This is a genomic window from Streptomyces canus (genome assembly GCF_030815415.1).
Classification (GTDB): domain Bacteria; phylum Actinomycetota; class Actinomycetes; order Streptomycetales; family Streptomycetaceae; genus Streptomyces; species Streptomyces canus_F.
In genome coordinates this window covers 3,485,841-3,512,664 of sequence record NZ_JAUSWW010000001.1, presented here as the reverse complement: position 1 = coordinate 3,512,664, position 26,824 = coordinate 3,485,841, and the positions used below count along the sequence as shown (strand labels likewise).

At 70.6% G+C, this 26,824-nt stretch carries 23 protein-coding genes and 1 pseudogene; 13 read left to right on the top strand and 11 right to left on the bottom strand.

All coding sequences use genetic code 11. The annotated features are described in order from the left end of the window. Positions 1 to 55: 55 nt before the first annotated feature. On the bottom strand, positions 56 to 3,937 hold the full coding sequence (scy, locus tag QF037_RS15945) for a polarized growth protein Scy (protein ID WP_307025766.1): 3,882 nt from the start codon (positions 3,935 to 3,937) through the stop codon (positions 56 to 58). Positions 3,938 to 4,321: 384 nt separating this feature from the next. Further along, positions 4,322 to 4,762, bottom strand: coding sequence for a methylmalonyl-CoA epimerase (gene mce, locus QF037_RS15940; protein WP_307025764.1), 441 nt, complete (start codon positions 4,760 to 4,762; stop codon positions 4,322 to 4,324). Positions 4,763 to 4,910: 148 nt separating this feature from the next. Here mce and QF037_RS15935 point away from each other — a divergent pair, with 148 nt between their 5' ends. From QF037_RS15935 to QF037_RS15925, 3 genes are all read left to right on the top strand, one after another. Continuing rightward, positions 4,911 to 6,113 (top strand): acetyl-CoA C-acetyltransferase, encoded by a 1,203-nt coding sequence (locus tag QF037_RS15935; protein WP_307025762.1) that lies wholly within the window; start codon positions 4,911 to 4,913, stop codon positions 6,111 to 6,113. A gap of 30 nt (positions 6,114 to 6,143) precedes the next feature. Next, on the top strand, positions 6,144 to 7,100 hold the full coding sequence (meaB, locus tag QF037_RS15930; RefSeq protein ID WP_266887950.1) for a methylmalonyl Co-A mutase-associated GTPase MeaB: 957 nt from the start codon (positions 6,144 to 6,146) through the stop codon (positions 7,098 to 7,100). Positions 7,101 to 7,248: 148 nt separating this feature from the next. Then, the gene (locus QF037_RS15925) at positions 7,249 to 8,475 is read left to right on the top strand and encodes an MFS transporter (protein WP_307025759.1); all 1,227 of its coding nucleotides are present in this window, start codon (positions 7,249 to 7,251) and stop codon (positions 8,473 to 8,475) included. Positions 8,476 to 8,569: 94 nt separating this feature from the next. Here QF037_RS15925 and QF037_RS15920 read toward each other — a convergent pair whose 3' ends face one another. After that, positions 8,570 to 9,196 carry a PepSY domain-containing protein gene (locus QF037_RS15920; protein ID WP_307025757.1) on the bottom strand — a complete coding sequence of 209 codons (627 nt, stop codon included), beginning with the start codon at positions 9,194 to 9,196 and terminating at the stop codon, positions 8,570 to 8,572. A gap of 229 nt (positions 9,197 to 9,425) precedes the next feature. Between QF037_RS15920 and QF037_RS15915 the strand changes: the two are divergent. Continuing rightward, a pseudogene (locus tag QF037_RS15915) lies at positions 9,426 to 10,695 on the top strand (sensor histidine kinase); the annotation flags it as partial. Positions 10,696 to 10,709: 14 nt separating this feature from the next. On the opposite strand, the gene QF037_RS15910 reads toward QF037_RS15915, so the two are convergent. The 5 genes from QF037_RS15910 to QF037_RS15890 all read right to left on the bottom strand — a co-directional run bounded on the left by QF037_RS15910 (position 10,710) and on the right by QF037_RS15890 (position 13,684). Then, positions 10,710 to 11,186 carry a MarR family winged helix-turn-helix transcriptional regulator gene (locus tag QF037_RS15910; protein ID WP_307025755.1) on the bottom strand — a complete coding sequence of 159 codons (477 nt, stop codon included), beginning with the start codon at positions 11,184 to 11,186 and terminating at the stop codon, positions 10,710 to 10,712. A gap of 94 nt (positions 11,187 to 11,280) precedes the next feature. Then, entirely contained in the window at positions 11,281 to 12,078 is a 798-nt protein-coding gene (locus QF037_RS15905; RefSeq protein WP_266887941.1) for an AIM24 family protein, read from the bottom strand. Beyond that, entirely contained in the window at positions 12,075 to 12,725 is a 651-nt protein-coding gene (locus QF037_RS15900) for an AIM24 family protein (protein ID WP_307037190.1), read from the bottom strand. The genes QF037_RS15905 and QF037_RS15900 overlap by 4 nt, the downstream gene beginning before the upstream one ends. Before the next feature lies 1 nt (position 12,726). Continuing rightward, entirely contained in the window at positions 12,727 to 13,359 is a 633-nt protein-coding gene (locus QF037_RS15895) for an AIM24 family protein (RefSeq protein ID WP_307037188.1), read from the bottom strand. Between the two features lie 85 nt (positions 13,360 to 13,444). After that, entirely contained in the window at positions 13,445 to 13,684 is a 240-nt protein-coding gene (locus tag QF037_RS15890) for a DUF6191 domain-containing protein (protein ID WP_307037186.1), read from the bottom strand. Positions 13,685 to 13,823: 139 nt separating this feature from the next. Between QF037_RS15890 and QF037_RS15885 the strand changes: the two genes are divergently transcribed. From QF037_RS15885 to QF037_RS15870, 4 genes are all read left to right on the top strand, one after another. Continuing rightward, the gene (locus QF037_RS15885) at positions 13,824 to 14,171 is read left to right on the top strand and encodes a DUF3817 domain-containing protein (protein ID WP_307025751.1); all 348 of its coding nucleotides are present in this window, start codon (positions 13,824 to 13,826) and stop codon (positions 14,169 to 14,171) included. Further along, positions 14,168 to 14,461, top strand: coding sequence for an MTH1187 family thiamine-binding protein (locus tag QF037_RS15880; RefSeq protein ID WP_266821886.1), 294 nt, complete (start codon positions 14,168 to 14,170; stop codon positions 14,459 to 14,461). The genes QF037_RS15885 and QF037_RS15880 overlap by 4 nt, the downstream gene beginning before the upstream one ends. A 581-nt stretch (positions 14,462 to 15,042) precedes the next feature. Continuing rightward, positions 15,043 to 16,830 carry a glycosyltransferase family 2 protein gene (locus QF037_RS15875; RefSeq protein ID WP_307025748.1) on the top strand — a complete coding sequence of 596 codons (1,788 nt, stop codon included), beginning with the start codon at positions 15,043 to 15,045 and terminating at the stop codon, positions 16,828 to 16,830. A 2-nt stretch (positions 16,831 to 16,832) separates the two neighbouring features. After that, positions 16,833 to 18,788 carry a kelch motif-containing protein gene (locus QF037_RS15870; RefSeq protein WP_307025746.1) on the top strand — a complete coding sequence of 652 codons (1,956 nt, stop codon included), beginning with the start codon at positions 16,833 to 16,835 and terminating at the stop codon, positions 18,786 to 18,788. 31 nt (positions 18,789 to 18,819) lie between these two features. Here the strand turns inward: QF037_RS15870 and QF037_RS15865 are convergent, their stop codons facing one another. Further along, positions 18,820 to 19,818: a glycoside hydrolase family 6 protein gene (locus QF037_RS15865; RefSeq protein WP_307025745.1), complete on the bottom strand. Its 999-nt coding sequence runs from the start codon at positions 19,816 to 19,818 to the stop codon at positions 18,820 to 18,822. 185 nt (positions 19,819 to 20,003) lie between these two features. After that, the gene (locus QF037_RS15860) at positions 20,004 to 20,990 is read right to left on the bottom strand and encodes an ArsR/SmtB family transcription factor (RefSeq protein WP_307025743.1); all 987 of its coding nucleotides are present in this window, start codon (positions 20,988 to 20,990) and stop codon (positions 20,004 to 20,006) included. 106 nt (positions 20,991 to 21,096) lie between these two features. Between QF037_RS15860 and QF037_RS15855 the strand changes: the two genes are divergently transcribed. From QF037_RS15855 to QF037_RS15840, 4 genes are all read left to right on the top strand, one after another. Further along, the gene (locus QF037_RS15855) at positions 21,097 to 22,347 is read left to right on the top strand and encodes an MFS transporter (RefSeq protein ID WP_307025741.1); all 1,251 of its coding nucleotides are present in this window, start codon (positions 21,097 to 21,099) and stop codon (positions 22,345 to 22,347) included. 11 nt (positions 22,348 to 22,358) lie between these two features. Continuing rightward, positions 22,359 to 22,868: a MarR family winged helix-turn-helix transcriptional regulator gene (locus tag QF037_RS15850; protein ID WP_307025739.1), complete on the top strand. Its 510-nt coding sequence runs from the start codon at positions 22,359 to 22,361 to the stop codon at positions 22,866 to 22,868. A 66-nt stretch (positions 22,869 to 22,934) separates the two neighbouring features. Then, positions 22,935 to 23,273 carry a DUF3817 domain-containing protein gene (locus QF037_RS15845; RefSeq protein WP_046263391.1) on the top strand — a complete coding sequence of 113 codons (339 nt, stop codon included), beginning with the start codon at positions 22,935 to 22,937 and terminating at the stop codon, positions 23,271 to 23,273. Positions 23,274 to 23,345: 72 nt separating this feature from the next. Further along, positions 23,346 to 25,046 carry an acyl-CoA mutase large subunit family protein gene (locus QF037_RS15840; protein WP_307025736.1) on the top strand — a complete coding sequence of 567 codons (1,701 nt, stop codon included), beginning with the start codon at positions 23,346 to 23,348 and terminating at the stop codon, positions 25,044 to 25,046. Positions 25,047 to 25,077: 31 nt separating this feature from the next. On the opposite strand, the gene QF037_RS15835 is transcribed toward QF037_RS15840, so the two are convergent. Next, entirely contained in the window at positions 25,078 to 26,091 is a 1,014-nt protein-coding gene (locus tag QF037_RS15835) for an ArsR/SmtB family transcription factor (RefSeq protein ID WP_307037184.1), read from the bottom strand. 219 nt (positions 26,092 to 26,310) lie between these two features. On the opposite strand from QF037_RS15835, the gene QF037_RS15830 reads away from it, so the two are divergent. After that, positions 26,311 to 26,796, top strand: coding sequence for a peptidase inhibitor family I36 protein (locus QF037_RS15830; protein WP_307025734.1), 486 nt, complete (start codon positions 26,311 to 26,313; stop codon positions 26,794 to 26,796). Positions 26,797 to 26,824 lie beyond the last annotated feature (28 nt).

Below are 26,824 nucleotides of genomic sequence, written 5' to 3'. Positions count from 1 at the left end.
TCAGACGGCACCGGAATTCGACCTGTCGGTCAGCCTTCGCTCAGCTGTCCGACGCCTAACTGTCGGACGGCTTGCCACCCGATCGCGGGGCGCCGACCGTGACGCCGGCCTTGACGCCACCGTCCTTGCCCGCCGAAGGAGCCTCGAAGGACTCCAACGCTTCCAGGACGTCCTGGACACGGGAGATCTCGGCGTTGATGTCCTCGCGGCGGCGCACCAGGATCTCCAGCTCGCGCTTGCCTTCCTCCACCGTGCGCCGGGCCTCGCGGATCGCCTCCGCCTTGAGCTCCTCGGCCTCCCGCACGAGCGCCGCCTTCTTCTGCTCGGCCTCCTTCAGGAGCCCCTCGGCCTTCTTCACGGCGGCGATACGGACCTTGCCCGCCTCGGAGTTCGCCTCCGAGACCAGCTCCTTGGCCTTCGCCTGCGCCTTCGCCAGCTGCTCCTCGGACGCCTTGATGAGCGCGTCGCAGCGGTCACCGGTCGACCTCATCGTCTCGGCGGCCTCGCGGCGGGCCCGCTCGTGCAGGTCCTCGATCTCGGCCGTGATGCGGTCCCGCAGCTCCTCGGCGCGCTCCCTTATGGCGGTGGCGTCCCGGCGGGCACCGACGAGCAGCTCGTCCGCGTCCGTACGGGCCTTCTCCACCAGGGAGTTGCCCTGGACGGTCGCCTCCGAGACCAGCCGGTCGGCCTCCGAGCGGGCCGCGCCCACCATGGAGTCGGCCTGTCCCTCCGCGTCCGCGGTGGTCTTGTGGGCCTGCTGCTGCGCCTCGGTGAGGAGCTTGTCCGCCTCGGCCGTGGTCTCCGTGATGAGCGTGTCGACCTGCTCGGCCACGTCCTGGCGCCGCTTGTTCGCGTCCTTGCGGGCCTCGTCGAGGGTCCGCTCGGCCTCCTCGCGCGCGGCCGTCGTGACCCGGTCGGCCTCGGCCAGCGCGTCGGCCTTGAAACGCTCGGAGTCGGCGCGGACCCGGTCGGCGTGCTGCTGCGCGGAGCCGACCGTGTCGGCGGCCTCGGCGCGCAGCCGCTCCGCGTCCCCGGTGGCGTCCGCGATCAGCTTCTCGGCCTTGGCGACCGCCTCGGACCGTACACGCTCGGCCTCGTTGACCGTGTCCGTGCGCAGCCGGTCGGTGTCGGCGAGCGTCTCCGTGGTGAGCCGCTCGGCCTCGTTGCGCGCCTCGGTGATGAGGGCGTCGGCCTGCGAGGCCGCGTCGGAGCGGATCCGGTTGGCGTCCTCACGGGCGTCCGCCCGGGTACGGGCGGCGGCCTGGTCGGCCTCGGCGATCGCGTTCGAGGCGTCCGTGCGCACCCGTTGGGCGTGCTCGGCGGCGTCCGACCTGAGCCGCTCCGCCTCGGCGATCGCCTCCCCGACGGTGCGCTCGGCGAGCGCCTTGGCGGCCTCCGACTCCTCGTTCGCCTCGCGCCGGATGCGGCCCGCGTCCTCGCTGGCCCGCTCCCGCTCGGCGTAGGCGTCGCCGCGGACCCGGTCCGCCTCCTCCTCGGCCTCGCGCCGGGTGCGGTCCGCCGCGTGCTCGGCGGCGCTGCGCAGCCCGGTGATCTCCTCCTGAGCCTGCTCGTGCAGCCCGGCCACGGAGTCCCGTACCTGCTGGGCGTGCTGTTCGGCCGCAGACACCATCTCGGTGGCGCGCCGGTCGGCCTCCTCGACCAGCCGCACCGCCTCGGCCTGCGCCTCCTCCACACGGTTGCGTGCGGAGGCCAGCAGCTCCTCGCTCTGCTCGCGGGCCCGCTCGCGCTCCTGGTCGGCCTCCTGGCGCGCCGAGCCGAGGGTCTCCTCGGCCTCGCGGCGGCGCCGGACGGCCTCCTCCTGGGCGGCGGCCAGCGTCTCGGACGCCTCCGTCGCCAGCCGCTCGGCGGCGGCCTGCGCCTCCGCACGGACCCGGTCGGCGGTGTCCTGGGCCTCCGCCTTCAGCTGCTCGGCCTCGGCCGCGGCCGCCGAACGCAGCCGTACGGCGATGGCCTCGCCCTCCGCGCGGGACGCGGACGCGTCGGAGGCGGCCTCGTTGCGCAGCCGGTCGGCCTCCGCCTCGGCCTGCTGCTGCAGGGTGCGGATCCGCTCGGCGGACTCGGAGCGCAGCCGCTCGCTCTCCTCGACGGCCTCGCGACGGATCCGCGCGGCCTCGGCGCGAGCGTCGGTCAGCGCCTGCTCGGCGGCGGCGAGACGCTCCTCGGTGTCGGTGCGCAGCCGGGTCAGTTCCTCGGCGGCCTCGGCCCGGCGGGCCGCTATGGCCTGCTCGGTCTCCTCGTGCAGCTCCCGCGCGGACCGCTCGGCGTCCGCCTTGATGCCCTCGGACTGCTCGACGACCTCCGCGCGGTGCCGCTCGGCCTCCTGGCGGGTACGCTCCAGGGTCTCCTCGGCCTGCCGGCGCAGCGTGGTGGCGCGCTCGATGGCCTCGGTGCGGACCTTCTCGCTGTCCGTCGTGGCCGTCTGACGCAGCTCGTCCGCGTCCTGCTTGGCCTTCGCCAGCAGTTCCTCGGCGGTCTTGGCCGCCTCCTCGATCTGCTGGACGGCCTCCTTGCGGGCCTCCGCGCGGATCTTCTCGCCCTCGGCGACCGCGTCGGCACGCAGCTGCTCGGCCTCGCCGCGCAGCCGACGGGCCTCCTCCTGGAGCTCGACCGTCTTGGCCCGGTACTCCTTGGTGTCGTCCTTCGCCGAGCCCTTGAGCTGCTCGGCGATGTCATGCGCCTCGGCGCGCAGCCGGTCCGCCTCGGCCTCGGCCTCGGAACGGATCCGCTCGGCCTCCTCGGCGGCGGCCCTGGTGGTCCTACGGGCGTCCTCGGACGCCTTGGTGAGGACGTCCTCGGCGGTCTTGGCCGCCTTGCCCAGCTGGGACGCGGTCTCCTCGGCGGTGAGCGTGCGGGCCTTCTCGGAGGCCTGGGCGACGATCTTCTCGGCCTCCGCGCGGGCGTCCGCGACGACCTGCTCGGCGTCCGCCTTCGTGGCCTCGGCCTCCTTGGTGGCCTCGGTGACCAGCCGGGCGACCTGCTCCTTGGCCGTACGCGTGCGCTGTTCGTTGGCCGACTCGGCACTGGAGAGCGTCTTCTCGGCGCTCGCCTTGGCCTCGGCGAGGAGCTTCTCGGCCTCGCTCTGCGCCTTGCGGAGCGCCTCCTCGGCCTCCGTCATCCGCTGCTCGGCCGCGCGGCTCAGCTCGGTCGCCTCGCGGCGGGCGCTGTCCGACTCGCTCGCCGTGGAGTTGCGCAGCTGCTCGGCGTGGTCGGTGGCCTCCTGGGCCTGCGTGGACGCGGCGTTCAGCAGCCGCTCGGCGTCCGTGCGGGCGCGGCGCAGCAGTTGCTCGGCCTCCGCGCGGGCCGTCTCGGCCTCGCTCTGGAGCCGCTGGCGGGCCTCGGCGGCGACCCGCTCGGCCTCCGCGCGGGCGGCGGCCATGGCCTGCTCGGCCTCCGCGCGGGACTCCTCCAGGAGCCGGCGGGCCTGCTGCTCGGTACGGGCGCGCAGCTGCTCGGCCCACGCCACGTTCTCGTTGACGTGCGACTCGACGGTCTGGCGGCGCTCGGAGAGCTCCTGGTCCAGCTGCTGGCGGCGGGTGACCGCCTCCTGGTGCAGCTCCGCCTGGAGCCGCGCCGCGTTCTCGGCGTGCTCCTGGAGGATGCGCTGCGTCTGCGCCCGCGCCTGGCTCAGCTCGCGCTCGGCGTCCTGGCGCAACTGATCGGCCTGGATCTGGGCGTTGCGGAGCAACTGTTCGGCTTGATAGCCGATGTCGCCGCCGTCGTAGGACGGTCGGGACATGAGGGTGCGCCGCGCCTCGTGCAACTTGGCGCGCAGCACCTCGACCTGGTAGCCGAGGTCCTCGGCGTGCTGGATCGCCTTTTCCCGCTCGGTCTTCAGCCGGTCCATCTCGGCCTCGAACCGAGAGAGGTGGTCGACGTCAGCCGCCGGCACTCGCTCCTGGCTTTCGTAGCCCCGCACTGCGCGGTCCCATCCGTCCCCTGGTCGCGTGTCTGCCCAAACGAGCTCCGTCCATCCGCCGAACGGGGCCCCCGGGGAATGGTGTCAGATCAACGGCGGAGCAAGGGCTGCCGCCCCGACGCTTGTCCCCCGAAACCCGGACCCCGGCGGCTTCTCCGGTCAAAGGTGGTGTCGTCCGCCCGAAGGGCGGGCCCCGCGGCGTCTGGTGCGTGCGATCGCAAGGCGCCGGAAGGTCCTCGTAGCGGAGCTACTAGGGCCTTTCGGCAACGCGGCGAGCGTGCGTACCAGACGTCGCGGGGCAGGCACCACCTTTGACCGGGGGAGCCAGGTCGCCCCCCAAGAGCGGCGACCGCCCCCAACCCTACCGGCCCATATGTACGGGGGTCAGTGCTCAGGTGACTCAACAGGCGCCGAAGTGACCAGTTCTGTCAGTACTCCATGGCAATCCTTGGGGTGCAGGAACGTGATCCGTGACCCCATGGAGCCGCGTCGCGGCTCCTCGTACAGGACGCGTACGCCCTTGCCGCGGATGTCGGCGGACTCGCCGTCCACATCCGCCGTACCGAAAGCGATGTGGTGCACGCCCTCACCGTTCTTCGCGAGCCACTTCGCGACGGTGGAGTCCTCGCGGGTCGGCTCGAGGAGCTGCAGGTAGGAGGCCCCGCCGTCCGACGTGTCGTTGATCTTGAGCATGGCCTCGCGCACGCCCTGCTCCTCGTTGACCTCGGAGTGGTACACCTCGAAGCCGTAGGTGGCCCGGTAGAACTCGACAGTCTTGTCCAGGTCGAAACAGGCGATCCCGATGTGGTCGATTCGCGTCAGCATGGAACTCAGTGCAGCGCTCCGGAGGTGGTTACGCAACGTGCGCGCGATCACACCGACAGCCCGGTGACGGCACGGAGTGCCACTCAGTACATTCGAAGTAAACCCTCGTTCACTCCTCAGCTGTGCAGCTGAAAGGGGATCGCACCTCATGTCTGGTTCGAACAGCACGACGTCCGTCATCGTGGCGGGTGCCCGCACCCCGATGGGACGGTTGCTCGGCTCACTCAAGTCCTTCTCCGGAGCCGACCTCGGCGGCTTCGCGATCAAGGCCGCCCTCGACCGTGCGGGGATCGGCGGCGACCAGGTGCAGTACGTGATCATGGGCCAGGTGCTCCAGGCCGGGGCCGGCCAGATCCCGGCGCGCCAGGCCGCGGTCAAAGCAGGCATCCCGATGGGCGTCCCGGCGCTCACCATCAACAAGGTCTGTCTGTCGGGCCTCGACGCGATCGCGCTGGCCGACCAGCTGATCCGCGCGGGCGAGTTCGACGTGATCGTCGCGGGCGGCCAGGAGTCCATGACCAACGCCCCCCACCTGCTCCCGAAGTCCCGCGAGGGCTACAAGTACGGCGCCATCGAGATGCTCGACGCCATGGCCCACGACGGTCTGACCGACGCCTTCGAGAACGTCGCCATGGGCGAGTCCACGGAGAAGCACAACGCGCGCCTGGGCATCCAGCGTCCCGCGCAGGACGAGATCGCCGCCCTGTCCCACCAGCGGGCCGCGGCCGCGCAGAAGAACGGCATCTTCGAGGCCGAGATCACCCCGGTCGAGATCCCGCAGCGCAAGGGCGAGCCGGTCGTGTTCAGCAAGGACGAGGGCATCCGCGCGGAGACGACCGCGGAGTCCCTGGGCAAGCTGCGCCCGGCGTTCACCCGCGACGGCACCATCACGGCGGGCACCTCCTCGCAGATCTCCGACGGTGCCGCGGCCGTGGTCGTGATGAGCAAGACCAAGGCGCAGGAGCTCGGCCTGGAGTGGATCGCCGAGATCGGCGCCCACGGCAATGTGGCGGGACCGGACAACTCCCTCCAGTCCCAGCCGTCCAACGCCATCCTCCACGCCCTGAAGAAGGAGGGCCTGGACGTCTCCGACCTCGACCTGATCGAGATCAACGAGGCCTTCGCCGCCGTCGCGGTCCAGTCAATGAAGGACCTCGGGGTGTCCTCCGAAACGGTGAACGTCAACGGCGGTGCCATCGCCCTGGGCCACCCGATCGGCATGTCCGGGGCCCGTCTGGTGCTGCACCTGGCGCTGGAGCTGAAGCGGCGCGGCGGCGGTGTCGGCGCGGCCGCGCTGTGCGGCGGCGGCGGTCAGGGTGACGCGCTCATCGTGCGGGTACCCAAGGCCTGAGCTGTACTTTTCTCACGGATCGGAGCTGTGATGCAGGACGTCTCCTCTCTGGTGGCCCAGGCGAGGGAGGGCAGGCCGCGTGCCGTGGCCCGGCTGATCTCCCTGGTGGAGGGGGCGTCCCCGCAGCTCAGGGAGGTCATGGCGGCGCTCGCCCCGCTGACGGGCAACGCGTACGTCGTGGGCCTCACCGGTTCGCCGGGCGTGGGCAAGTCCACGTCCACGTCCGCCCTGGTCACCGCGTACCGCAAGCAGGGCAGGCGGGTCGGCGTCCTGGCCGTCGACCCGTCCTCGCCCTTCTCGGGCGGCGCCCTGCTGGGCGACCGCGTCCGGATGTCGGACCACGCCTCCGACCCGGGCGTCTACATCCGCTCGATGGCCACCCGCGGCCACCTCGGCGGCCTGGCCTGGTCGGCCCCGCAGGCGATCCGGGTCCTGGACGCGGCGGGCTGCGACGTCGTCCTGGTCGAGACGGTCGGCGTCGGCCAGTCGGAGGTCGAGATCGCCTCGCAGGCGGACACCAGCGTGGTCCTCCTGGCCCCGGGCATGGGCGACGGCATCCAGGCGGCCAAGGCCGGAATCCTGGAGATCGGCGATGTGTACGTCGTCAACAAGGCCGACCGGGACGGCGCCGACGCCACCGCCCGTGAGCTCAACCACATGCTGGGCCTCGGCGAGTCCCGCGGCCCCGGCGACTGGCGCCCGCCCATCGTGAAGACGGTCGCCGCCCGCTCCGAGGGCATCGACGAGGTCGTCGAGGCGCTGGAGAAGCACCGCGCCTGGATGGAGGAGCGCGGAGTCCTGGCCGAGCGCCGCCGCGCCCGCGCCGCCCGCGAGGTGGAGACCATCGCGGTCACGGCCCTGCGCGAGAGGATCGGCGACCTGCACGGCGACCGACGCCTGGACGCGCTGGCGGACCGGATCGTGGCCGGGGAACTGGACCCGTACGGGGCGGCGGACGAGCTGGTGGCGGGCCTGACGCAGGGCTGAGGCGCCCTGGTCGACTCCGCGGCGCCGCTGATACGGTGATCCGCATGTTCCTCTCCCTGGCATAGAGCGCACACCGAGTCACGGTCGAGCACACCGCTCCCGTGACGTGCCGGTGTCCGCCTTCCGCCTCTTCTCCGAGGAACTCATCATGTCCGCGTCCTACGCGCGCGTGCTGCGCATTCCGCATGCCCGCCGCACCTTCGTCACCGCCCTGGTCGGCAGACTGTCGTACGGCATCGTCCCGCTGTCCGTGATGCTCGCCGTGACCCGCGCCTCCGGCTCGTACGCCGTGGCGGGCACCGTGATGGCGCTGTTCGGCGCCACCGTCGTCTTCCTGGCGCCCGCGAGGGCCTCGCTGATCGACCGGCACGGGCCGCGCCGGGCGCTCGTGCCGATGCTCGTCGCCTACACCGTCCTGCTCGGTCTGCTGACCGCGGCCGTCTGGCGGCCGGGCGCTCCGGCGTACCTCCTGGGCACCCTCACCGCCCTCGCCGGCGCCTGCGTGCCGCCGCTCGGCCCGACCATGCGGACCGTCTGGAGCCGGCTCGCCCCGGACCGCGACCTGCGGCAACGCGCGTACAGCCTCGACGCCGTCGCCGAGGAACTGCTCTTCGTCTCGGGCCCGCTGCTGGTGGGCGTCCTGGTCGGGGCCGTCACGCCGGCGGCCGGGATCGTCGTGGGGGCGGCGCTGATGGTGACGGGGGCGGTGGGGTTCGTGTCGTCGCCGGTGGTGCGGGGCATGGCGCCCGCGGGCCGCAGTGGGGCCGGGGGTCGGGGCGGGCGCGGTCGTCCCGTGCTGCGGAGGATCGGGCGGCCCGTCACCGCCGCCGTGGCCGTCGGGGTCGCTCTCGGTGTGCTCGATCTGCTGGTCATGGTCTTCGCCGAGCGCCATCACCACGGCGGGGCGAGCGTGGCCTGGGTGCTGGCCGCGCTGTCCGCCGGGAGTGCCGTCGGCGGCCTGCTGAACGGTGCCGTCCACTGGCGTACGTCCGCCCCGGTCCGGCTGGCCCTGCTGACGGCGGGCCTCGGCCTCGCGCTCCTCGGCGCCGGTCTCGCCCCGGGCCTGGGCACGCTCACCCTGACCATGACGGTGGCCGGCCTCTTCGTGTCGCCGGCCCTCACCACCGCGTATCTCATCGCGGACGAGGCCGTCGCCGACGAGGCGCGCACCCGGGCCGGTGCCTGGGTCAACACGGCGGTCAACGCCGGGAGCACGGCCGGTACGGCGGCGGCCGGCGTCCTCGCCGGACGGCTGCCAGTGTCCGGGTGCTTCGCGGTGACCGGTGCGGCCGTCGTCCTGACGGCACTGGCCGTGGCGAAGGGTGCCCGCCGCGGCCGTACTGCTGAGGCGAAGGGGGCCCTGGCCGCCGTATGACGAGACCGGCGGGCGCGGCCAGTAAGCCGCGCCCGCCGGGTGGGGGGATCCGAGGGCCCGGCGGGGGAGGCCGGGCCCTCGGTGGAGGGGACGGTCAGTCGTCCTGGTCCTGGGTGAGCTTGCCCGTGTCGAGGGCGCCCTTCCACTCGGAGGTCACGTTGTTCTTCACGGTCTCCACGCTCCACGCCACGGTGCCGTTGTCGTCGTCGACGCCGACCTCGGTGACCGTGCCCTTGGCCGCGGCCGCCTTCGCGATCTCACGGGCGTCGAACTCGGCGCCCTTCAGCGCGGCCAGTTCGGCGCGGTCCTCGCTGTCGTTGCCGTCGTCGGTGTCGCGGTGGGCGCCGAGGACCTCGCCGGAGTCCGGGGCGACCTTGACGCTGTACTCGGCGCCGTCGCCCTTGACGACGTCCACGTCCCACGTGCCGGCGTCGGCGCCGTCGTCGTCCACGTCGGCGGAGACGGCGGTGCCCGGGGTGTGCTTGAGGGCGGCCGCGATCGCCTCGGCGGCGGTGACGTCACCACCGGCGGTCGCCGTACGGTCGTCGTTCGCGTCGTCGTCGCGGTCGTTCACGTCGTCCCGGTCCGCGATCACCTGCGCGCCGGCGCTCGCCTGACGCTGCGCCGTCGTGTCGTCGTCGCCCGCCGCGAAGGCCGCGACGGTCCCGCCGGTGACCAGGGCGGCGGCGGTCAGGGTGGCGATGACGATGTTGCGCTTCATGAGGTTTTCCTGCCTATTCGGTCGACTTCACTCGGTTTCAGCGATTCGCTCGCTTTCGACATGACCAAACATCGCCGATCGACGCTGAGGGGAACCTGAAGCCGCCTGAAGGGATCTTCAGCTCGGCTTTGCGAACCTTTACGTATGCGCCTGTTGCCCATGGAGGACGAGAAGCGGCACCGTCTGGAGGCACGGCGGTGAGCAGCCTCTTCGGCTCGGTCCGCTCGCGCGGTCCAACCTCATCGACCAGGCGGAACGCTCGGCACGCGGCGTGGCCACCCTGCTCGCCACCGGGAAGTCGTACGCCGACCTGGACCTGGGCGACGCGAACGGCACGCTGGTCGCGGTCAGCGACGGCCTGGAGCGGATCAGCGGCACCGCCACCGACGCGGTGAAGGCCCAGGCGCAGCCGGGCAGCCCGAGCGGCTCGGGCGACGACTCCGACGACGACGCGGACGACGGCACCGCCCTCGAACCCGGCGAGATCGGCGACAGCGTCGAGCTCACTGACGTCACCGCGACCATCGACGGCGCGAGCGCCGACTACCGTTTCGCGGCGCTCCCCGTGGAGACCGACGACGGGGCCGAGCCGACCGTGTACGCCGGAGAGTCCCTGGACACCGAACAGAGCGCCGTGGACACCGCGCTCACCGTCATGCTGATCGACTTCCCCCTGCTGCTCGGCGTCGTCGCCGCCGCGACCTGGCTCGTCACCCGGCGCGCCCTGCGCCCGGTCGAGGGCATCCGGCGCGAGATGGCCGCGATCACCGCCTCCGAGGACCTCGCGCGACGCGTACCGGAGCCGGACACCCACGACGAGGTCGCCCGGCTCGCCCGCACCACCAACGCGACGCCGGCCGCGCTGGAGACCTCCGTGGAGCGCCGGCGCCGGTTCGTCGCCGACGCCTCGCACGAACTGCGCAGCCCGATCGCGTCCTGCGCACCCAGCTGGAAGTGGGCGCCGCCCATCTGGAGTTGCTGGACGTCCCGGGCGCGGTCCAGGACACCGTACGACTCCAGCGGCTCGCCGCCGATCCGCTGCTGCTCGCCCGGCTGGACGCGGGGGAGGGGCCGGCGACAAGCGGCTCGACCTCGGCAAGGTGGCGCGGCGGGAGGCGCGGGGACGCGACGGGGTGACCGTCGAGGCGGTGGACGTGGAGGTGGCCGGGTCCCGGAGCCGGCTGGGGCGGGTGATCGGCAATCTGCTCGACAACGCCCAGCGGCACGCCCGTTCGGCGGTCGGTGTGACCGTACGGCGGGACGGGGCGTGGGCCGTCGTCGAGGTCGCCGACGACGGGGGCGGGGTGGCCGAGGCCGACCGGGAGCGGATCTTCGAGCGGTTCGTGCGGCTCGACGAGACCCGCGGCCGTGACGACGGCGGCGCCGGGCTCGGGCTCGCCATCGCCCGGGACGTCGCCGCACGCCACGGCGGCACGCTCACGGTCCGCGACGCGCCGGCAGGCGGAGCCCTGTTCGAACTCCGCCTGCCGCTCGTCTAGCTGCCGTTACCCGGTCAGGGGCGCCCGCGCTGGCCGCGCAGATGCTCCGCGATGGGCTTGAGGGACTTGTCGAGCTCCGCCAGGGAATCGGGGTTCAGCAGGTCGATGAAGTGGCGCCGCACAGACGCCACGTGGTGTGGCGCGACCTTCTGCATCGTCTCCATGCCGTGCTCGGTCAGCACCGCGTACAGACCGCGGCGGTCTGACTCGCAGTTCTCGCGCCGCACCAGGTCCGCGTTCTCCATGCGGGTGATCTGGTGCGAGAGGCGGCTCTTGGACTGGAGGGTGGCGGACGCGAGATCGCTCATCCGCATCCGTACGTCCTCCGACTCGGAGAGATTCACCAGGATCTCGTAGTCGTTCATTGTCAGGCCGAACGGCTGGAGGTCCTTCTCGAGCTGGTACGTCAACAGCCTGTTGACCTCCAGGTGGGTGCGCCAGGCGCACTGCTCCGCATCAGTCAGCCAGGGCGTGGCCGTCTCGGTCTCCATGAATGAAGTCTACCTAAGAAGTTGAAAGGCGAACTAGTGAGGGTTTGGCGTGACGGCGTGCACACGTTCGACGTCACACTCCGCAGACTACCGCTCACAGCCCGAAGCGACGCTGGAGGTCCCCCAGCTGTCCGGGAAGGCGCGGTGTGCCCGCTTGCTGTGAAGGGCCTGTGGAGGGCACTCCGGAACCGGGCACTCCGGCCTGCTGGGGAACCGCCCCCGTGGCCTGCTCCGCCATCAGTGCCTCGGAGGACTGGAGCAGCACGGTGCCGGCCCCTACGAACTCGAACTGATGCTCCTCTCCAGAGGCCCCGCCCAGGCCCGTCATCGCACGTAGACCGCCCATCAGACCGGTCATATAGCCGTGGTCGTAGTGATGGCACGGCGACGGGCAGTCGGCCCAGCCGACGAGCGCCTGCGGGTCCACCCGGATCGGGGGTTCCATGAACACCACCGGGCCGTTAGATGCGGCCACGAACTTTCCGGTTCCGATCAGGGTCAGAAAACCCGGCACGATTGATTGCTTGAGGGCGAGACTTGGCTGAAAAGCGAGCAGGTTGCCTGAGCGAATGGTCAGGTTGCCGTTCTCGAGGTCGTACGAATTCACGTCGAAGGCCCGGTCGGCGAGGAGCATCTTGCCCGAACCCTCGGCCACGACCCAGTCGCTCGCGTGCAGAGGCGAATGGAAGGACGTACGGACAAGTCGGTCGAGTCGCCCGTGTCCGACGCCGTTGAAATCGATCGAACCGTAGTAGGCGATCATCTTCCCCTTCTGCAGGAACCACTGGCTCCCCTTGAGCTCCACACAGAAGGTGTAGTTGTTCACGTTGTCGTCGACGGGCAGTGTCGCGGGGTCGTGGACGGTGGGGCCCGCGCCCGGGTAGGTGCTCACAGCTTCTCCTCCGACGCCTGGACGAACACCGTTCCGTGACCACTGAGCTCCAGCTGGAAGGCCTCGCCGGAGCCGCGGCCCACCATGTCGCGCCAGCCGAGCGCGGTGGACAGCTTGTTGCGGACGTCCCCGTGGTGGGCGACGTAGGCCTGTGGGTCGACATGGACCGGACGCTGCGGGGTGATCGGCAGCTCGATGACGCCGCCGTGGGCCATCACGGCGACCGAGCCATGTCCCTTGAGGGTGGTGGTGAACAGCCCCTGGCCGGTGACCTGGCCGCGGACCATGCCCATGACGCCGCCCTGCGAGCCCATGAACATCGTGCCCTGATCGAGGGTGCCCTCGAAGGCGAGGAGGCGGTCCGCCTCGACGTACAGGGTGTCGCCGGTGAGGTTGATCACCTGGACGTGGTGGCCGCCGTGCCCGAACAGGACGGTGCCGCTGCCCTCCACGGTCATCAGGGGAGTGGCCTCGCCCGCGACCCGGCGCCCGATCATCGACGCGATCCCGCCCCGGCCGCCCTGGGTGTTGGGCGTGAAGGACACCTCGCCCCGGTAGGCGAGCATCGCGCCGCGCTGGCTGAACAGCCGCTGCCCGGGCACGACGGTCGCCTCGACCATCTTCGAGTTGAGCTCGCGGAAGGCCATCTCAGACATCCCCCGCGATCGTGTTCCGCTCACTGGGCTGGACGTACACCAGACCGTCCCCCTCGAAGCGGATCTGGAAGGCCTCGCCGCCGCCCTCTCCCATGAGGGTGCGGAATGTCACACCGGACTGGAAGGACTGCCGCAGATTCCCCTGGTGCGCGATGTACGCCCCCGGGTCGACGCTCAGCGGGTACTGCGGGCTGACCCGCAGCACCACGGCCGGACCGTCCGAGGTGATCGCCGCCTGTCCATGGCCCTCGACGGTGGTCGTGAACAGCCCGTTGCCCTGCGAGGCGCCGCGCAGCCCCGTGAAAGTGGTCCCCGTCCGCAGCCCCCCGTCGGTCGCGAGCAGATTGCTCGACTCCACGTAGAGCTTGTCCCCCTGGAGACCGACGAGATTGATCTCGGAGGCGCGATCGGCGAACCAGCAGGTCCCCTGCCCCCTCACCTCCATCACCGTCATCTGCTCACCGGTGATCCGCCGGGTCACCATGCCCCGGATGCCCTCACCGCCACCGCTGAGCTTCTTGAACGCCATCTGTCCGTCGTACGCGACCATCGAGCCGTTCTTCGCCTTCACGGCGTCCCCGGTCATCTCGACGGCGAGCACCTTGCTTCCTTGAAGTCGGAACATCGCCACGCTGCGAAGGTAGCCCGCGGAAAGGCCTTGCCGACAGAGCCCGTGGGTGGAGAGGGACCCTGATCGCACCCCTAGGGGGTCAGTGACGGGCCCCGGGCAGCCGTATGACCGCCTTCCCCGAGGTCAGGTCGACGGTGGAGTGCGGGGGCGCCCCGTCCTCCTCGTCGTCCCGCATCACCAGCGCGCTCTGCCGTTCCTTCAGTTCGCTCTGCTTGCCCGGCGAGAGGGCGGCGTGCAATTGCTCGAAGCCGGTCGCGGAGATCTGCCCCTGCCGGGCAGCATTGCGCCACGGCAGCACTCCGGCCCGGCCGGCCCGCAGACGAACCGCACACGCACTCCTGGCTGCGAGACACCGACGACGGACCCCCCAGCCTGCCCCCGCTCAACGGTTTGCCACAATGGACAACGTTTGTGCACGCATTCACAAAGCGTCGACGCCCATCCACCGAAGGTGACCCGTGGACCTCAAGACCGCCAGCGCCCTGCGCCGCCTCCGCCTCGTCTCCGCCCCCGAGGCGGTCTCGTTCCTGCTCCTGCTCGTCTGCTCGGTCCTGAAGCGGACCACGGACTTCAACGCGGTGCCCGTGATGGGCATGGTCCACGGCGTTCTCTTCATCCTCTACGTGATCTTCTGGGCCGACGCCTGGAACCGTACGAAGTGGTCCGTGAAGACCGCCGCCCTCTACTTCGTCCTCTCGGTCCTGCCCACCGGCGGCTTCTTCGCCGAGCGCAAGCTCAAGCGCGAGGCCGAGGACGCGGTCATCGCCTCCCGCGCCCGCCAGGAGAGCGCGGTGAAGACGTCGTGATCGTCGCCTTCTCCGTCACCCCGCTCGGCGTCGGCGACGAGGTGGGGGAGTACGTCGCCGACGCCGTCCGTGTCGTCCGCGAATCGGGCCTCCCCAACCGCACCGACGCGATGTTCACCTCGATCGAGGGCGACTGGGACGAGGTCATGGACGTCGTGAAGCGCGCCGTCGCCGCGGTCGAGGCACGCGCCCCGCGCGTCTCCCTGGTCCTCAAGGCGGACATCCGCCCGGGCGTGACCGACGGCCTGACCTCCAAGGTGGCAACGGTGGAGCGACACCTCACCGACTGAGCGCTCCGCTGCAAGTGCGGTGCTTCGTCTGCGACTCCGTCGTGGCTGGTCGCGCAGTTCCCCGCGCCCCTTTGGGGGCGCGCGGACAGGGAGCCGCACCCCCCGGGCCCCCGGCGGGGCACCACCCACGCATGGGCACCGTCCCCAGGCGGGGACGCACCCGCACCGCCGCACTGTCCCCAGGCGGGGACGCACCCGCACCGCCGCACTGTCCCCAGGCGGGACGCACCCGCAGCGGCGCACTGGCGCACCGTCCCCAGGCGGGACGGGCCCGCGCTTGCGCAACGGCGAGAAGGGGACGTACCGGGGGGTGTCCGCCCGCAGCGTCGGGCGACCGACCAAGAGCACATCCCCAGCCCACCGCACCGCCCGACCGAGGACGGACACCCCCCGGTGCGGCACCGACCCCCAACGACGAGTAGTGCGCAACGCGAACCCCACCGAAGCCGCCACGGGCCGCCGCAGGCATCCCCCCACTCACCGTCAGACGCATCCCACTCGCCTGGACCCTCCCAGTTCGACACGCCCGTAAATCTCCACTTGTGTGTTGATATCGGCTCGTTCGATCACTGGAGGGCGCTGTGCGGCCGGAGGGCTACGACTACGACACCCACAGCCGACTTGCCGGACCGCTCACCGAGCCGTCCGAAGAGAAGTACCGGGTGCGGTACACCTCACTCCTCGCAGGCGAGCCGCACCGAATACGCGCGATCCTTCTGATGACCCTCGCGCCCCTGCTCACCGGCGCCCTGCTGGTCTACCTCGTCTGGCCCACCCACTGGGTCGAACGCGAGGGCGGCGACGACTGGATGGTCGGCCTCGACTTCACGATGCTCATAGCCATCGCGCTCATCGAGCTGTTCATGGTCGTCAACGTCGTCTCCGTCGCACACGCCACCCTCGTGGCCCGCGACCCCGTCCCCGTCACCCCCGAACCCGGCACCCGCGTCGCCTTCCTCACGACGTACGTCCCGGGCAAGGAACCCCTGGAGATGGTCCGCGCCACCCTCGAAGGCGCCACGAAGATCACCCACACCGGCCCCCTGGACGTCTGGCTCCTGGACGAAGGCGACGACGAACCGGCCAAGGCCCTGTGCACGGAACTCGGCGTACGGCACTTCACCCGCCACGGCGTCCCCGAGTGGAACAGACCCAAGGGCGTCCACAAGGCCAACACCAAGCACGGGAACTACAACGCCTGGATCGCCATGCACGGCGACGAGTACGACTTCTTCGCCTCGGTCGACACGGACCACGTCCCGCTCCCCAACTTCCTGGAGCGGATGATGGGTTACCTCCGGGACCCGGACGTCGCCTTCGTCGTGGGCCCGCAGGTGTACGGCAACTACCACAACCCCGTCACCAAGGCCGCCGAGTCCCAGCAGTTCCTCTTCCACGCGCTGATCCAGCGCGCCGGCAACCGTTACCGCGCCCCCATGTTCGTCGGCACCAACAACGTCGTACGCATCGCGGCCGTGAAACAGATCGGCGGCCTGTACGACTCCATCACCGAGGACATGGCCACCGGCTTCGAGCTCCACCGCCACCGCAATCCCAAAACCCGCAACCACTGGCGCAGCGTCTACACCCCCGACGTCCTCGCCGTCGGCGAAGGCCCCGCCTCCTGGACGGACTTCTTCACCCAGCAGTTGCGGTGGTCGCGCGGCACGTACGAGACGCTCTTCAAGCAGTACTGGAAGGCACCGTTCACGATGCCGCCCGGACGTCTCCTCTCGTACACGCTGATGCTCGTCTACTACCCGATGACGGCCGTCAACTGGTTCCTGGGCATCCTGAGCTGCTTCCTGTTCCTCTGGTTCGGCGCGTCCGGCACTCAAGTCGCCGCATCGGTCTGGCTGATGCTCTACAGCGACGCGGCCGCCCTCCAGATCGGCCTCTACCTCTGGAACCGCCGCCACAACGTCTCCCCGCACGAGCCCGAGGGCTCCGGCGGCCTCGCGGGCATGGCGATGTCGGCCCTCTCCGCGCCGATCTACCTGAAGTCCTTCGGCGAGGCCCTCATCCGCCGCCCCAGCCGCTTCGTCGTCACCCCGAAGGGCGGCGACGTCAGCCCCGACCGGCTGCTCACCTTCCGCATCCACCTGTTCTGGGCGGCCCTCCTCGCGACCTCGCTGGCCGGCTCGGTCGCCCTGGACCACACGCATGTGGCGATGCGTACCTGGGCGGTCCTGGCCATGGCGATATCCCTGGCCCCAGTCGGTGTGTGGATCTCCACCCGCCTGAAGGAACGCCAGACCCACCGCTCCAGGACGACAGCCACAGCCACAGCCTCAGCCACCCCCCGCCCCGCCGACGGCACCGAGCCCGCCCTCGCCACCACCTCCAGCACCACGACAGGAGGCAACTAGGCATGGCCTACCAGCCGTCCCAGCGCACCAAGAAGACCGCCCTCGCCATCGGCGGCATCGCCCTCCTCGTCGGCCTGAACACCCCGGCCGCGCTCGACTTCGCCGGTGATCAGTACTACGCGTACAAGATCGCCCAACCCGAGTACAAGGCGAAGTACGGGAGTTGGAGCCGGGTCGACATCCCGGAGGAGTACCGCACCAACGCCATCCACGCGGCGCTGCTGCACACCGGCAAGGTGCTCATCGTCGCGGGCTCCGGGAACGAGCAGAAGAAGTTCGACGAGGGGTCCTTCGACACCGTTCTCTGGGACCCGGCCACGGACACCTTCAAGAAGATCCCGACGCCCGACGACTTCTTCTGCTCGGGGCACGCCCAACTCCCGGACGGCAGCCTCCTCGTGGCCGGCGGCACGGCCCGCTACGAGCTGCTCGACGGCGAGGTGGACCGGGCCGGCGGCGGCATGCGCGTGAAGAACGAGAACCCCGACAAGGCGATCGTCCTGAAGAAGGGGACCCGCTTCCGCTCGCCCGCCGGGGTCGAGTACGCCACCAAGTTCGATGTCACCGTCCCCAAGGCGAAGAAGACCTTCAAGGTCACCTACAACGCCCGCGGTGTGATGCAGCCCTGGCAGACCAAGGTGACGGCCGCCGAGGCGCGCGTCTTCGTGGAGGCCGTGGAGAAGGGCCCGATGTCCGTCACCGAGAAGCAGGCCCAGTACGAGATCGTGGGCCTGAACGGCGAGGACGCGGACAACGCCTACGGTCTCAGCGAGAAGATCACCCTCGACAAGCAGGACTTCCAGGGCATCCGCGCCGCCTACGAGTTCGACCCGCTCGCCGAGAAGTACATCCCGGTCGACCCGATGGACAAGGCCCGCTGGTATCCGACCCTGGTCGGCCTCGACGACGGCCGCGTCCTCGCCGTCTCCGGCCTGGACGACGTGGGGATGATCGACCCGGGCGACAACGAGATCTACGACCCGAAGACGAAGAAGTGGTCACCAGGCCCCAAGCGGTACTTCCCCACGTACCCCGCGCTCTTCCTCACCAAGGGCGGCAAGCTCTTCTACCCGGCCTCCAACGCCGGTTACGGGCCCGCAGACATGGGTCGCGAGCCGGGGCTGTGGGACCTGAAGACCAACACCTTCGAGAAGGTCCCCGGTCTGCGTGACGCCGACGAGACGGAGACCTCGGCGTCCCTCCTCCTCCCGCCCGCGCAGGACCAGAAGGTGATGATCCTCGGCGGCGGAGGCGTCGGCGAGTCGAAGAAGTCGACCCCGCGCACGGCCGTGGTCGACCTGAAGAAGGACAACCCCGTCTTCGAGGACGGCCCCAGCCTCCCGCAGGGCACGCGGTATCTGAACAGCGTGATCATGCCGGACGACACCGTGTTCACCGCGAACGGCGCCGAGGACTACCGCGGCCGCAGCGCCAGCAACATCCTCAAGGCGCAGTTCTACGACCCGAAGGGCAACGTCTTCCACGAGGCCGCGTCCCCGACGGTGGGCCGCAACTACCACTCCGAGGCGCTGCTGCTGCCCGACGGAAGGGTCGCCAGCTTCGGCTCCGACCCGCTCTACGACGACCAGCAGAACACCAAGCTCGGCCACTTCGAGCAGCGCATGGAGATCTTCACACCGCCCGCCCTGCACCGTGGCGATGCCGACCGCCCCGAACTGAAGAACGGACCGAAGGAACTCGACGCGGACCACCGCGCGACCTTCCGCACCGCCGACGCGGACCGGATCGCCAAGGCCCGGCTGATGCGGCCGAGCGCGGTGACGCACACCACCGACGTCGAACAGCGCTCCATCGAACTCGGCATCACGAAGAACGCGAACGCCGTCACTTTCGATGTGCCCAAGGACCCGGCCCTGGTGCCGCCCGGCTGGTACATGCTGTTCGTGACGGACGCGGACGGCACCCCGTCCGAAGCGAAGTGGATCCAGGTGAAGTAGGCGAAGTGGCCGAAGCGGGTGAAGTGGCCGGTCAGTTCCGGGAGTTGTCCGCCAGCCCCAGGGCGTACTCCGGCCACCACTGCCCGGCGTCCGGACCGCCCTCGCAGGTCCCGTCCGACTCGCCGGGCCGCTTGACCCACAGATAGGCGTCCAGGGCCGTCTCGCCCGTGCTCGTCGTAGGCGCGGTGCCCAGCGCCCTGCCGGGCGGGTTGCACCACACACCCGGCAGCGGCCCGTTGCCGTTACGGCTGCTGTCGATGACGAAGTGCTTGCCGTCGAGGTCCCTGGAGAGGCGGCGGCCGTACTCCTTGGTGACGGTGTCGGTCTGGAAGTTGGAGACGTTGAGCGAGAAGCCGTCGGCCTTCGCCACGCCCGCCCGCCGCAGTGGCTCGACCAGCTTCTTGGGCTCCCGGATCCACGACGGGTTGCCCGCGTCGAGGTACACCTTGGTGTTCGGCTGCCGCTTCAGCCGGTCGATCGCCTCGCCCAGCAACTGCTCGCGCTCGGCGTGGTATTCGCCCGGTGTGCAGCCGTCCACGATGTGCGCGACCGCGTCGGGTTCCAGGACGACGAGGGCCTTCGCGTCACCGAGCGCGTCCGCGAACCTCCCGATCCACCGCCGGTAGGTGTCCGCGTCCGCGGCCCCGCCCGCCGAGTGCTGGCCGCAGTCCCGGTGCGGGATGTTGTACGCGACGAACAGTGCCGTACGGTCCTCGGCCGCGGCCGAGCCGATGGCCGCCCTGACGGCCGGACCCGGGTCGATCTCACCGGCCGGCCACAGCGCGGCCGGCTGGTCCGCGATCTTCTGGAGCTGCGCCGCGTCCCGGGTACGGCCCTCCCGCTGCCACAGCTGGATCTGCTGGGCGGCGGAACTGTTGGGGTCCACCCAGAACGGGGACGCCGGATCCGTGTCCGACTTCCTGCTGGCCGCGCCGGCGACGGAGGCCTCCTCGACGTCGGACGCGAACGAGCAGCCTGCGGCGAGCGCGAGGGTTGCGAGGACCGCGAGGGTGTGGCTCAGCCGGGGCATGCTGCTCCCTTGCGCGAGTGATGACTTTGAGTAAGGGTGCGTGACTCATCGTCACATGGATCACGTGTCCGAGCCGTATGCGACACCGCGCCGCTCCGCGGGAGGGCCGTGTTTCGGGTGCGGGTTCGTTGTGGCTGGTCGCGCCCGCGCGGCGGTAGCCGCAGATCCAGCACAGCCCCACGCCCCTAGCGGGGCGCGGCCCCGCTCATGGCGATCCCCAGCGGTGTGCGTTCGTACAGGACCTGGTGGCCGTACCTCCTCGCGGTGAGCAGGCCCGCGTCGCGCAGGACTGTCAGGTGTGCGGACACGGATGACGGGGCGAGGCCGAGCCTGTGGGCCAGGGCGGTCGTGGTGGCGGGTTCGTCGAGTGCGGCGAGTACGGCGGCCCGGCCGCGGCCCAGGAGCCGTACGAGCGAGTCGGACGTACGGTCGTCGGGCTCGGCCCACAACCCGCCGATGCCCCGCGCCGGATACGCGAGGGTCGGCTGCCAGGGCGGTTCGAAGGTGCTGACCACGTCGGGCCAGATGAAGACGCTCGGCATGAGCACCAGCCCCTGGCCTTCGAGCCGTCGCTCGTGCTCGCCCCGGTGCTCGACGGTCAGCGTCCCCGCGTCCCACCCGAACCGCCGGCTGATCTCCGGCAGCAGGCCGCCGAGCCCCACCTCGGCCAGCCGGCGCGAGTGGAAGGCGACGTCGGCCTCCAGCAGGGCGCGCAGCCGAGGCCAGTCCGGGGCGACGAGGGTGCGCCAGACCTCCTCGATCGCGTCGGACAGTTCCCGCACCATCCGGACGGGATCCCGCATCCAGGCCCGTCCGTGCGCCGACTCCGGCGCGCCGGGCGTGCACGCGAGCGACTTCGCGGTGTCCGCGCGCGCGGCCACCGGATCACTCGCCCGTACGGCCGCGATCTCCTCCTCGAAGGTGGCCCCGGGCCCGAGCGGGGGCGGGCCCAGCCAGTCGGGGGAGTGCCCGCGGCGGGGCATCAGCAGCCACAACGGCGTGAGATCCAGCTCGGCGGCCGCGGTGCGGATCCGGCGCAGCCAGGGCGTGTGATAGCCGTGCCGGTCGGGCCGCTTCAGGGTGCGGACGACTTCCTGCGTCTCCCAGAGGGGGGAGATCGCGAAGCGGCAGCGGAGGAAGTCGTCCTCACCGAAGTGCAGTCGCGATGGCATACGTGTCCGTGTCCCTGGCTGGATGGCTGGATGGCTGGATGGCGGGAAGATTCGGCTGTGTCCGAAACTCTAGGGTGCGGGCGGGGCGGTCGGCACGCTGCTGCACATGACGGACGACACCCTCACCGCCGCCCCGCCCACCGGCTACGGCCGCGTCTTCGCCGTACGGGAGTTCCGCGCGGTCTTCGTGGCGCATCTGCTCTCCCTGCTGGGTGTCGTGGTCAGCGAGATCGCGCTCTCGGTCCTCGTCTACGAGCTGACGGGCTCGCCCCTGATGAGCGCGCTGGCGTTCGCGCTCGGATTCCTCCCGTACGTCGTCGGCGGCACCCTGCTCGCGGGGATCGCCGACCGCTTTCCGGCCCGGCGGGTGCTGGTGGTGTGCGACCTGGTGTGCGCGGCGTGCGTGCTGCCGATGGCGGCGCCGGGGGCGGGCATCGCGCTGCTGCTGGCACTGCGGTGCTGTCTGGCGGTGGTGGCGCCGGTGTTCCAGGGGACGCGGATGGCGACGCTGGCCGACATCCTCGGGGACGGCGATCTGTTCGTGCTGGGCCGCTCGCTGCTGCGGATCGTGTCGCAGAGCGCGCTGCTCGTGGGGTACGGGGTGGGCGGCCTGCTGCTGACCGTCGTGGCGCCGCGGCATGCGCTGCTGATCACGGTGGCCACGTTCTGTGCGTCGGCGGTGCTGCTGCGCTTCGGCACGCGGCGGCGGCCGGCGCGGGCGGGGGCCGGGACCGCTCTGGTGACGGAGTCGCTGAAGGGCGCGCGGCAGGTGTTCGCGAACCGCAGGGTCCGGGTGCTGCTGTTCCTCTTCTGGGTGCCGCCGATGTTCTCGGTGGTCCCGGAGGCGCTGGCGGCGCCGTACGCGGACGATCTGGGCGCGGGGTCGGTGGGGCTGGGACTGCTGATGTGCGCGCTGCCGGTGGGCACGATCGCGGGGGAGCTGTGGGCGGGGGCGCGGCTGGGGCCGGCGGCCAGGGAACGGATCGCGTTGCCGCTGGTGTGCGTGACGCTGGTGCCGTACGTGGCGTATGTGCTGCACCCCGGTTTGTCCGTCTCCCTGCTGGTGTTGGTGCTGTCGGGGGCGGGGTCGGCGTACACGCTGGGCCTGGACCAGTGGTTCGTGCGGGCGGTGCCGGAGAAACTGCGGGGTCGGGCGATGACGCTGCTGACGGCCGGCCTGATGACGATCCAGGGCGTGGGAATGGCGCTGGCAGGGGTGGTGGCGGAGTTCGCGGGGGTCGCGGGGACCGTGGCGGGGGCGGGAGTGCTGGGCACGGCGTGCTGTGTGCTGCTGGCCGTGGCGGCCCGCCGGACCGAATGCCAAGACGGGGCTGACCAGCATGTGACCGGCCGGTAAGGTCTGGTGCCGTGCCGAAGCCGCTCAGTCTTCCCTTCGATCCCATCGCCCGCGCCGACGAACTCTGGAAGCAGCGCTGGGGAAACGTGCCGTCCATGGCCGCGATCACCTCGATCATGCGCGCCCACCAGATCCTCCTCGCCGAGGTCGACGCGGTCGTCAAGCCCTACGGACTGACCTTCGCGCGCTACGAGGCCCTGGTCCTGCTCACCTTCTCCAAGGCCGGCGAGCTGACCATGTCCAAGATCGGCGAACGTCTGATGGTCCACCCCACGTCGGTCACCAACACGGTCGACCGCCTGGTGAAGTCGGGCCTCGTGGACAGAAAGCCCAACCCCAACGACGGCCGCGGCACGCTCGCCGTCATCACCGACAAGGGCCGCGAGGTCGTCGAATCCGCCACCCGCGACCTCATGGCCATGGACTTCGGACTCGGCGTCTACGACGCGGAGGAGTGCGCCGAACTCTTCGCGATGCTGAGGCCCCTACGGGTGGCGGCGCACGACTTCGACGAGGGCTGACGGACACGCCGGTGGCCTTCAGGGGCGCCGGAAGATCATTCGAAACCGGCGGTTACGCTCGTACGCATGAAAAAGAGCGTGCTGACCCGCTACCGCGTCATGGCCTACGTCACCGGCGTGCTGCTCGTCCTGCTGACCCTGGGCGTCATCGCCAAGTACCTGCTCGAGATGGACGGCGCGGACAGCTTCACGAGCGTCGTCGGCATCGCCCACGGCTGGCTCTACGTCATCTACCTGGTCTTCGCCTTCGACCTGGGTTCCAAGGCCAAGTGGCCGGTCAAGAAGCAGCTCTGGGTCCTGCTCGCAGGAACGATTCCGACGGCCGCCTTCTTCGTGGAGCGCAAGATCACTCACGAGCTCGAGGGCCAGGTCGCCGAGGACGGCGCGGCCGTCGCCAAGGCGTAACTCCACCGCCGCGAGAGAGCTCGCGGCGGTTCTCCATCGACATTTACTAGGACGTCCTAGTAAATTTGAAGCATGGACGCTGACGCCATCGAAGAGGGCCGCCGACGGTGGCAGGCCCGGTACGACGCCTCGCGTAAGCGGGAGGCGGACTTCACCACGTTGTCCGGGGACGCCGTGGAGCCGGTGTACGGGCCTCGGGTGGGGGACCGGTACGAGGGGTTCGAGCGGATCGGGTGGCCGGGGGAGTATCCGTTCACGCGGGGGCTCTATCCGACCGGGTACCGGGGGCGCACGTGGACCATCCGGCAGTTCGCCGGGTTCGGGAACGCCGAGCAGACCAACGAGCGGTACAAGAAGATCCTCGCCAACGGGGGCGGGGGGCTGTCCGTCGCTTTTGACATGCCGACCCTCATGGGGCGGGACTCCGACGACCCCCGGGCGCTCGGGGAGGTCGGGCACTGCGGGGTCGCCATCGACTCGGCCGCCGACATGGAGGTGCTGTTCAAGGACATCCCGCTCGGGGACGTCACCACCTCCATGACCATCAGCGGGCCCGCCGTACCCGTCTTCTGCATGTACCTCGTCGCCGCCGAGCGGCAGGGCGTCGATCCCGGGGTGCTCAACGGCACTCTCCAGACCGACATCTTCAAGGAGTACATCGCGCAGAAGGAGTGGCTCTTCCAGCCCGAGCCCCATCTGCGGCTCATCGGGGATCTCATGGAGTACTGCGCGGAGGGCATTCCCGCGTACAAGCCGCTCTCCGTCTCCGGCTACCACATCCGGGAAGCGGGATCGACGGCCGCGCAGGAGCTCGCCTACACGCTCGCCGACGGGTTCGGGTACGTGGAGCTGGGGCTGAGTCGCGGACTCGACGTCGAGGTCTTCGCGCCCGGGCTCTCCTTCTTCTTCGACGCCCACGTCGATTTCTTCGAGGAGATCGCCAAGTTCCGCGCGGCCCGCAGGATCTGGGCGCGGTGGATGCGGGACGTGTACGGGGCGCGGAGCGACAAGGCGCAGTGGCTGCGCTTCCACACCCAGACCGCCGGGGTCTCACTGACCGCGCAGCAGCCGTACAACAACGTCGTACGGACGGCCGTCGAGGCGCTCGCGGCCGTGCTCGGCGGCACCAACTCCCTGCACACCAACGCCCTCGACGAGACCCTCGCGCTCCCGTCCGAGCAGGCCGCGGAGATCGCGCTGCGGACCCAGCAGGTCCTCATGGAGGAGACCGGGGTCGCCAACGTGGCGGATCCGCTGGGTGGTTCGTGGTACGTGGAGCAGCTGACGGACCGTATCGAGGCCGACGCCGAGAAGATCTTCGAGCAGATCAAGGAGCGGGGGCTGCGGGCCCATCCCGACGGGCGGCATCCCATCGGGCCCATCACCTCCGGCATCCTGCGCGGCATCGAGGACGGCTGGTTCACCGGCGAGATCGCCGAGTCCGCGTTCCAGTACCAACGGTCCCTGGAGAAGGGCGACAAGAGGGTCGTCGGCGTCAACGTCCACCACGGCTCCGTCACCGGCGACCTGGAGATCCTGCGGGTCAGCCACGAGGTGGAGCGGGAGCAGGTGCGTGTGCTGGGTGCCCGCAAGGGCGCACGGGACGAGGCCGCCGTACGCGCCGCCCTCGACGCGATGCTCGCCTGCGCGCGAGACGGCGGCAACATGATCGGGCCGATGCTGGACGCCGTACGGGCCGAAGCGACCCTCGGTGAGATCTGCGGGGTGCTGCGGGACGAGTGGGGCGTCTATACGGAGCCGGCGGGGTTCTGAGCCCGCACCGACCCCGAGCGGACAGGGCGGCTCAAGCGTCGGGCGCGGTGCGGGTGGCCGCTCGCAGAACCGCGGCCCCCGCAGGCGTCAACGTGTGCAGCACCGTCGTCGCGTGCCGATGGCTGGTGATCAGCCCTGCCTCCCGCAGGGTCGTGGTGTGCTTGCTCGCGGACGACGGGGAGATGCCCGTGACGCGAGCGATCTCGCCGGTTGTGGCTCCCGCGGCGGTGGCCCGCAACACCCCGGCCCGCGCGCGCCCGAGCAGTGCCGTGAGCGGTGCACCGGCGTTCGCGGCCACGGTGGCGAGCGGGGGACGTCCCGGGGCGGCGCGGTGGACCGGGTAGACCAGGACGGGCGGCAGTTCCGGGTCGGCGAGGGTGGTCGGATTCTGCGCGGCGAAGTAGGACGGGATCAGCACCAGCCCTCGCCCGTTCAGATGGAGGTCCCGGTCCGCGACCGTGAACGAGACGTGCAGGACCGGCGGCCGCCAGCACATGGCGGGTCCGAGGCTCGCCAGCATCCCCCCGATGCCGCCATCGAGGGCGTGCCGGCAGCGGAGGGCCCGCTCGGCGTCCATGCGTGCCTGCATCCGCTCGGCGTACGGAGCGACGGCGACGTCGTAATAGGTGCGCAGCGCCGCCGCGAGTTCCTGCCTCGATTCTTTCTCGGCGATGCGGGGCGCCCAGGAGGGGGCGCCCACCCTGCGGTCGAAGATCGCCATTTCCTTCAGAACCCGGTCTGGCGATGTGGCGACCATGCCTTCGAGACCGCCGTCGAGTTCCTCATCAGCGCCCTGACTCGGCGTGAGGAAGTCGGGAAAATAGGCGGCCCTGGGAAAGAGCGGCAGTAAGAACTTCTGCAGCAGGCTTCCGAGTCCTCGATCCGCGATGCGGTCGCGGGTTGATCTGTACCATTCCGCATGGGACCAGCGGCCTCGTTTCGTCTGGAGACGGTGCAGGCTCGTTGTGATCTCCCACATCGGGTCGGGTGAGCGGGCAACGCGTGTCCGGGCGAGGTCGGCGTCCGTGAAATGAATGCGGAGCATTTCATTCCTCCCCTGTACCTGCGCTTTTTCTATGAGGTTCAGCATCATGGACCGCTCTCGCATCGGCGGGCAATGCTGTACCGGTCAGCTCAGGCCAGCCATGCGCAACATGGCCGGATCGGCTTCCGGAAAGGACCGGGCGAGACTTTTTTGCCGGTTTTAGGAATTCGGGCGCCATGAACGGCCGATGCATTCTGGCCATATCGGAAGGAGAAATGCGTGAAGAGACTCTTGTCAGTCGCGGCGGGAGCGGTCCTGGCGGTCGCCGGTCTGGCCGGAACGTCCGCGGCCTCGTCCGGTGGTGTCGCCGGTACGTCCGCCGCCCTGCCCTCAAGCGTGGCGATAGCGGCCGCGCCCGTCGGCTGCGACTCGGGGAACCTCTGTTTCTGGAACGGTGAGAACTACACGGGCGCCGGACCGGGCGAGTTGTCCGGACGGAACTCGAACTGGGGGGTGTTCGGCCAGAGCGCCTGCCCGAACGGCACCTGGAGCGACTGCGCCTCCTCCGCCTACAACAACGGGGTCAGCTGCAACGCGGTCATGTGGACCGGGACGAACTACAGCGGCGGCTTCTACCGGTTGTCCCGCGGTTCCGGTGAGACCCAGTTCGCCTCCTCGCACAACAACAACTTCTCGTCCAACAGCTGGATCTCGCCCAGCGACACGACCACCTCCGCATGCGGCGGCCCCAACCCGTTCGACTGAGCGCGCCCGGGCGGTGCCCATCGGCACC

What these genes read in the sequence shown, in the direction of transcription:
- QF037_RS15855 (WP_307025741.1), top strand. Translation starts at nt 21,097, where the DNA reads ATGACGGACGACACCCTCACCGCCGCCCCGCCCACCGGCTACGGCCGC.
- QF037_RS15865 (WP_307025745.1), bottom strand. Translation starts at nt 19,818, where the DNA reads ATGCCCCGGCTGAGCCACACCCTCGCGGTCCTCGCAACCCTCGCGCTC.
- meaB (WP_266887950.1), top strand. Translation starts at nt 6,144, where the DNA reads ATGCAGGACGTCTCCTCTCTGGTGGCCCAGGCGAGGGAGGGCAGGCCG.
- mce (WP_307025764.1), bottom strand. Translation starts at nt 4,762, where the DNA reads ATGCTGACGCGAATCGACCACATCGGGATCGCCTGTTTCGACCTGGAC.
- QF037_RS15900 (WP_307037190.1), bottom strand. Translation starts at nt 12,725, where the DNA reads ATGGCCTTCCGCGAGCTCAACTCGAAGATGGTCGAGGCGACCGTCGTG.
- QF037_RS15870 (WP_307025746.1), top strand. Translation starts at nt 16,833, where the DNA reads ATGGCCTACCAGCCGTCCCAGCGCACCAAGAAGACCGCCCTCGCCATC.
- QF037_RS15925 (WP_307025759.1), top strand. Translation starts at nt 7,249, where the DNA reads ATGTCCGCGTCCTACGCGCGCGTGCTGCGCATTCCGCATGCCCGCCGC.
- QF037_RS15835 (WP_307037184.1), bottom strand. Translation starts at nt 26,091, where the DNA reads ATGCTCCGCATTCATTTCACGGACGCCGACCTCGCCCGGACACGCGTT.
- QF037_RS15920 (WP_307025757.1), bottom strand. Translation starts at nt 9,196, where the DNA reads ATGAAGCGCAACATCGTCATCGCCACCCTGACCGCCGCCGCCCTGGTC.
- QF037_RS15840 (WP_307025736.1), top strand. Translation starts at nt 23,346, where the DNA reads ATGGACGCTGACGCCATCGAAGAGGGCCGCCGACGGTGGCAGGCCCGG.
- QF037_RS15845 (WP_046263391.1), top strand. Translation starts at nt 22,935, where the DNA reads ATGAAAAAGAGCGTGCTGACCCGCTACCGCGTCATGGCCTACGTCACC.
- QF037_RS15860 (WP_307025743.1), bottom strand. Translation starts at nt 20,990, where the DNA reads ATGCCATCGCGACTGCACTTCGGTGAGGACGACTTCCTCCGCTGCCGC.
- QF037_RS15910 (WP_307025755.1), bottom strand. Translation starts at nt 11,186, where the DNA reads ATGGAGACCGAGACGGCCACGCCCTGGCTGACTGATGCGGAGCAGTGC.
- QF037_RS15895 (WP_307037188.1), bottom strand. Translation starts at nt 13,359, where the DNA reads ATGTTCCGACTTCAAGGAAGCAAGGTGCTCGCCGTCGAGATGACCGGG.
- QF037_RS15935 (WP_307025762.1), top strand. Translation starts at nt 4,911, where the DNA reads ATGTCTGGTTCGAACAGCACGACGTCCGTCATCGTGGCGGGTGCCCGC.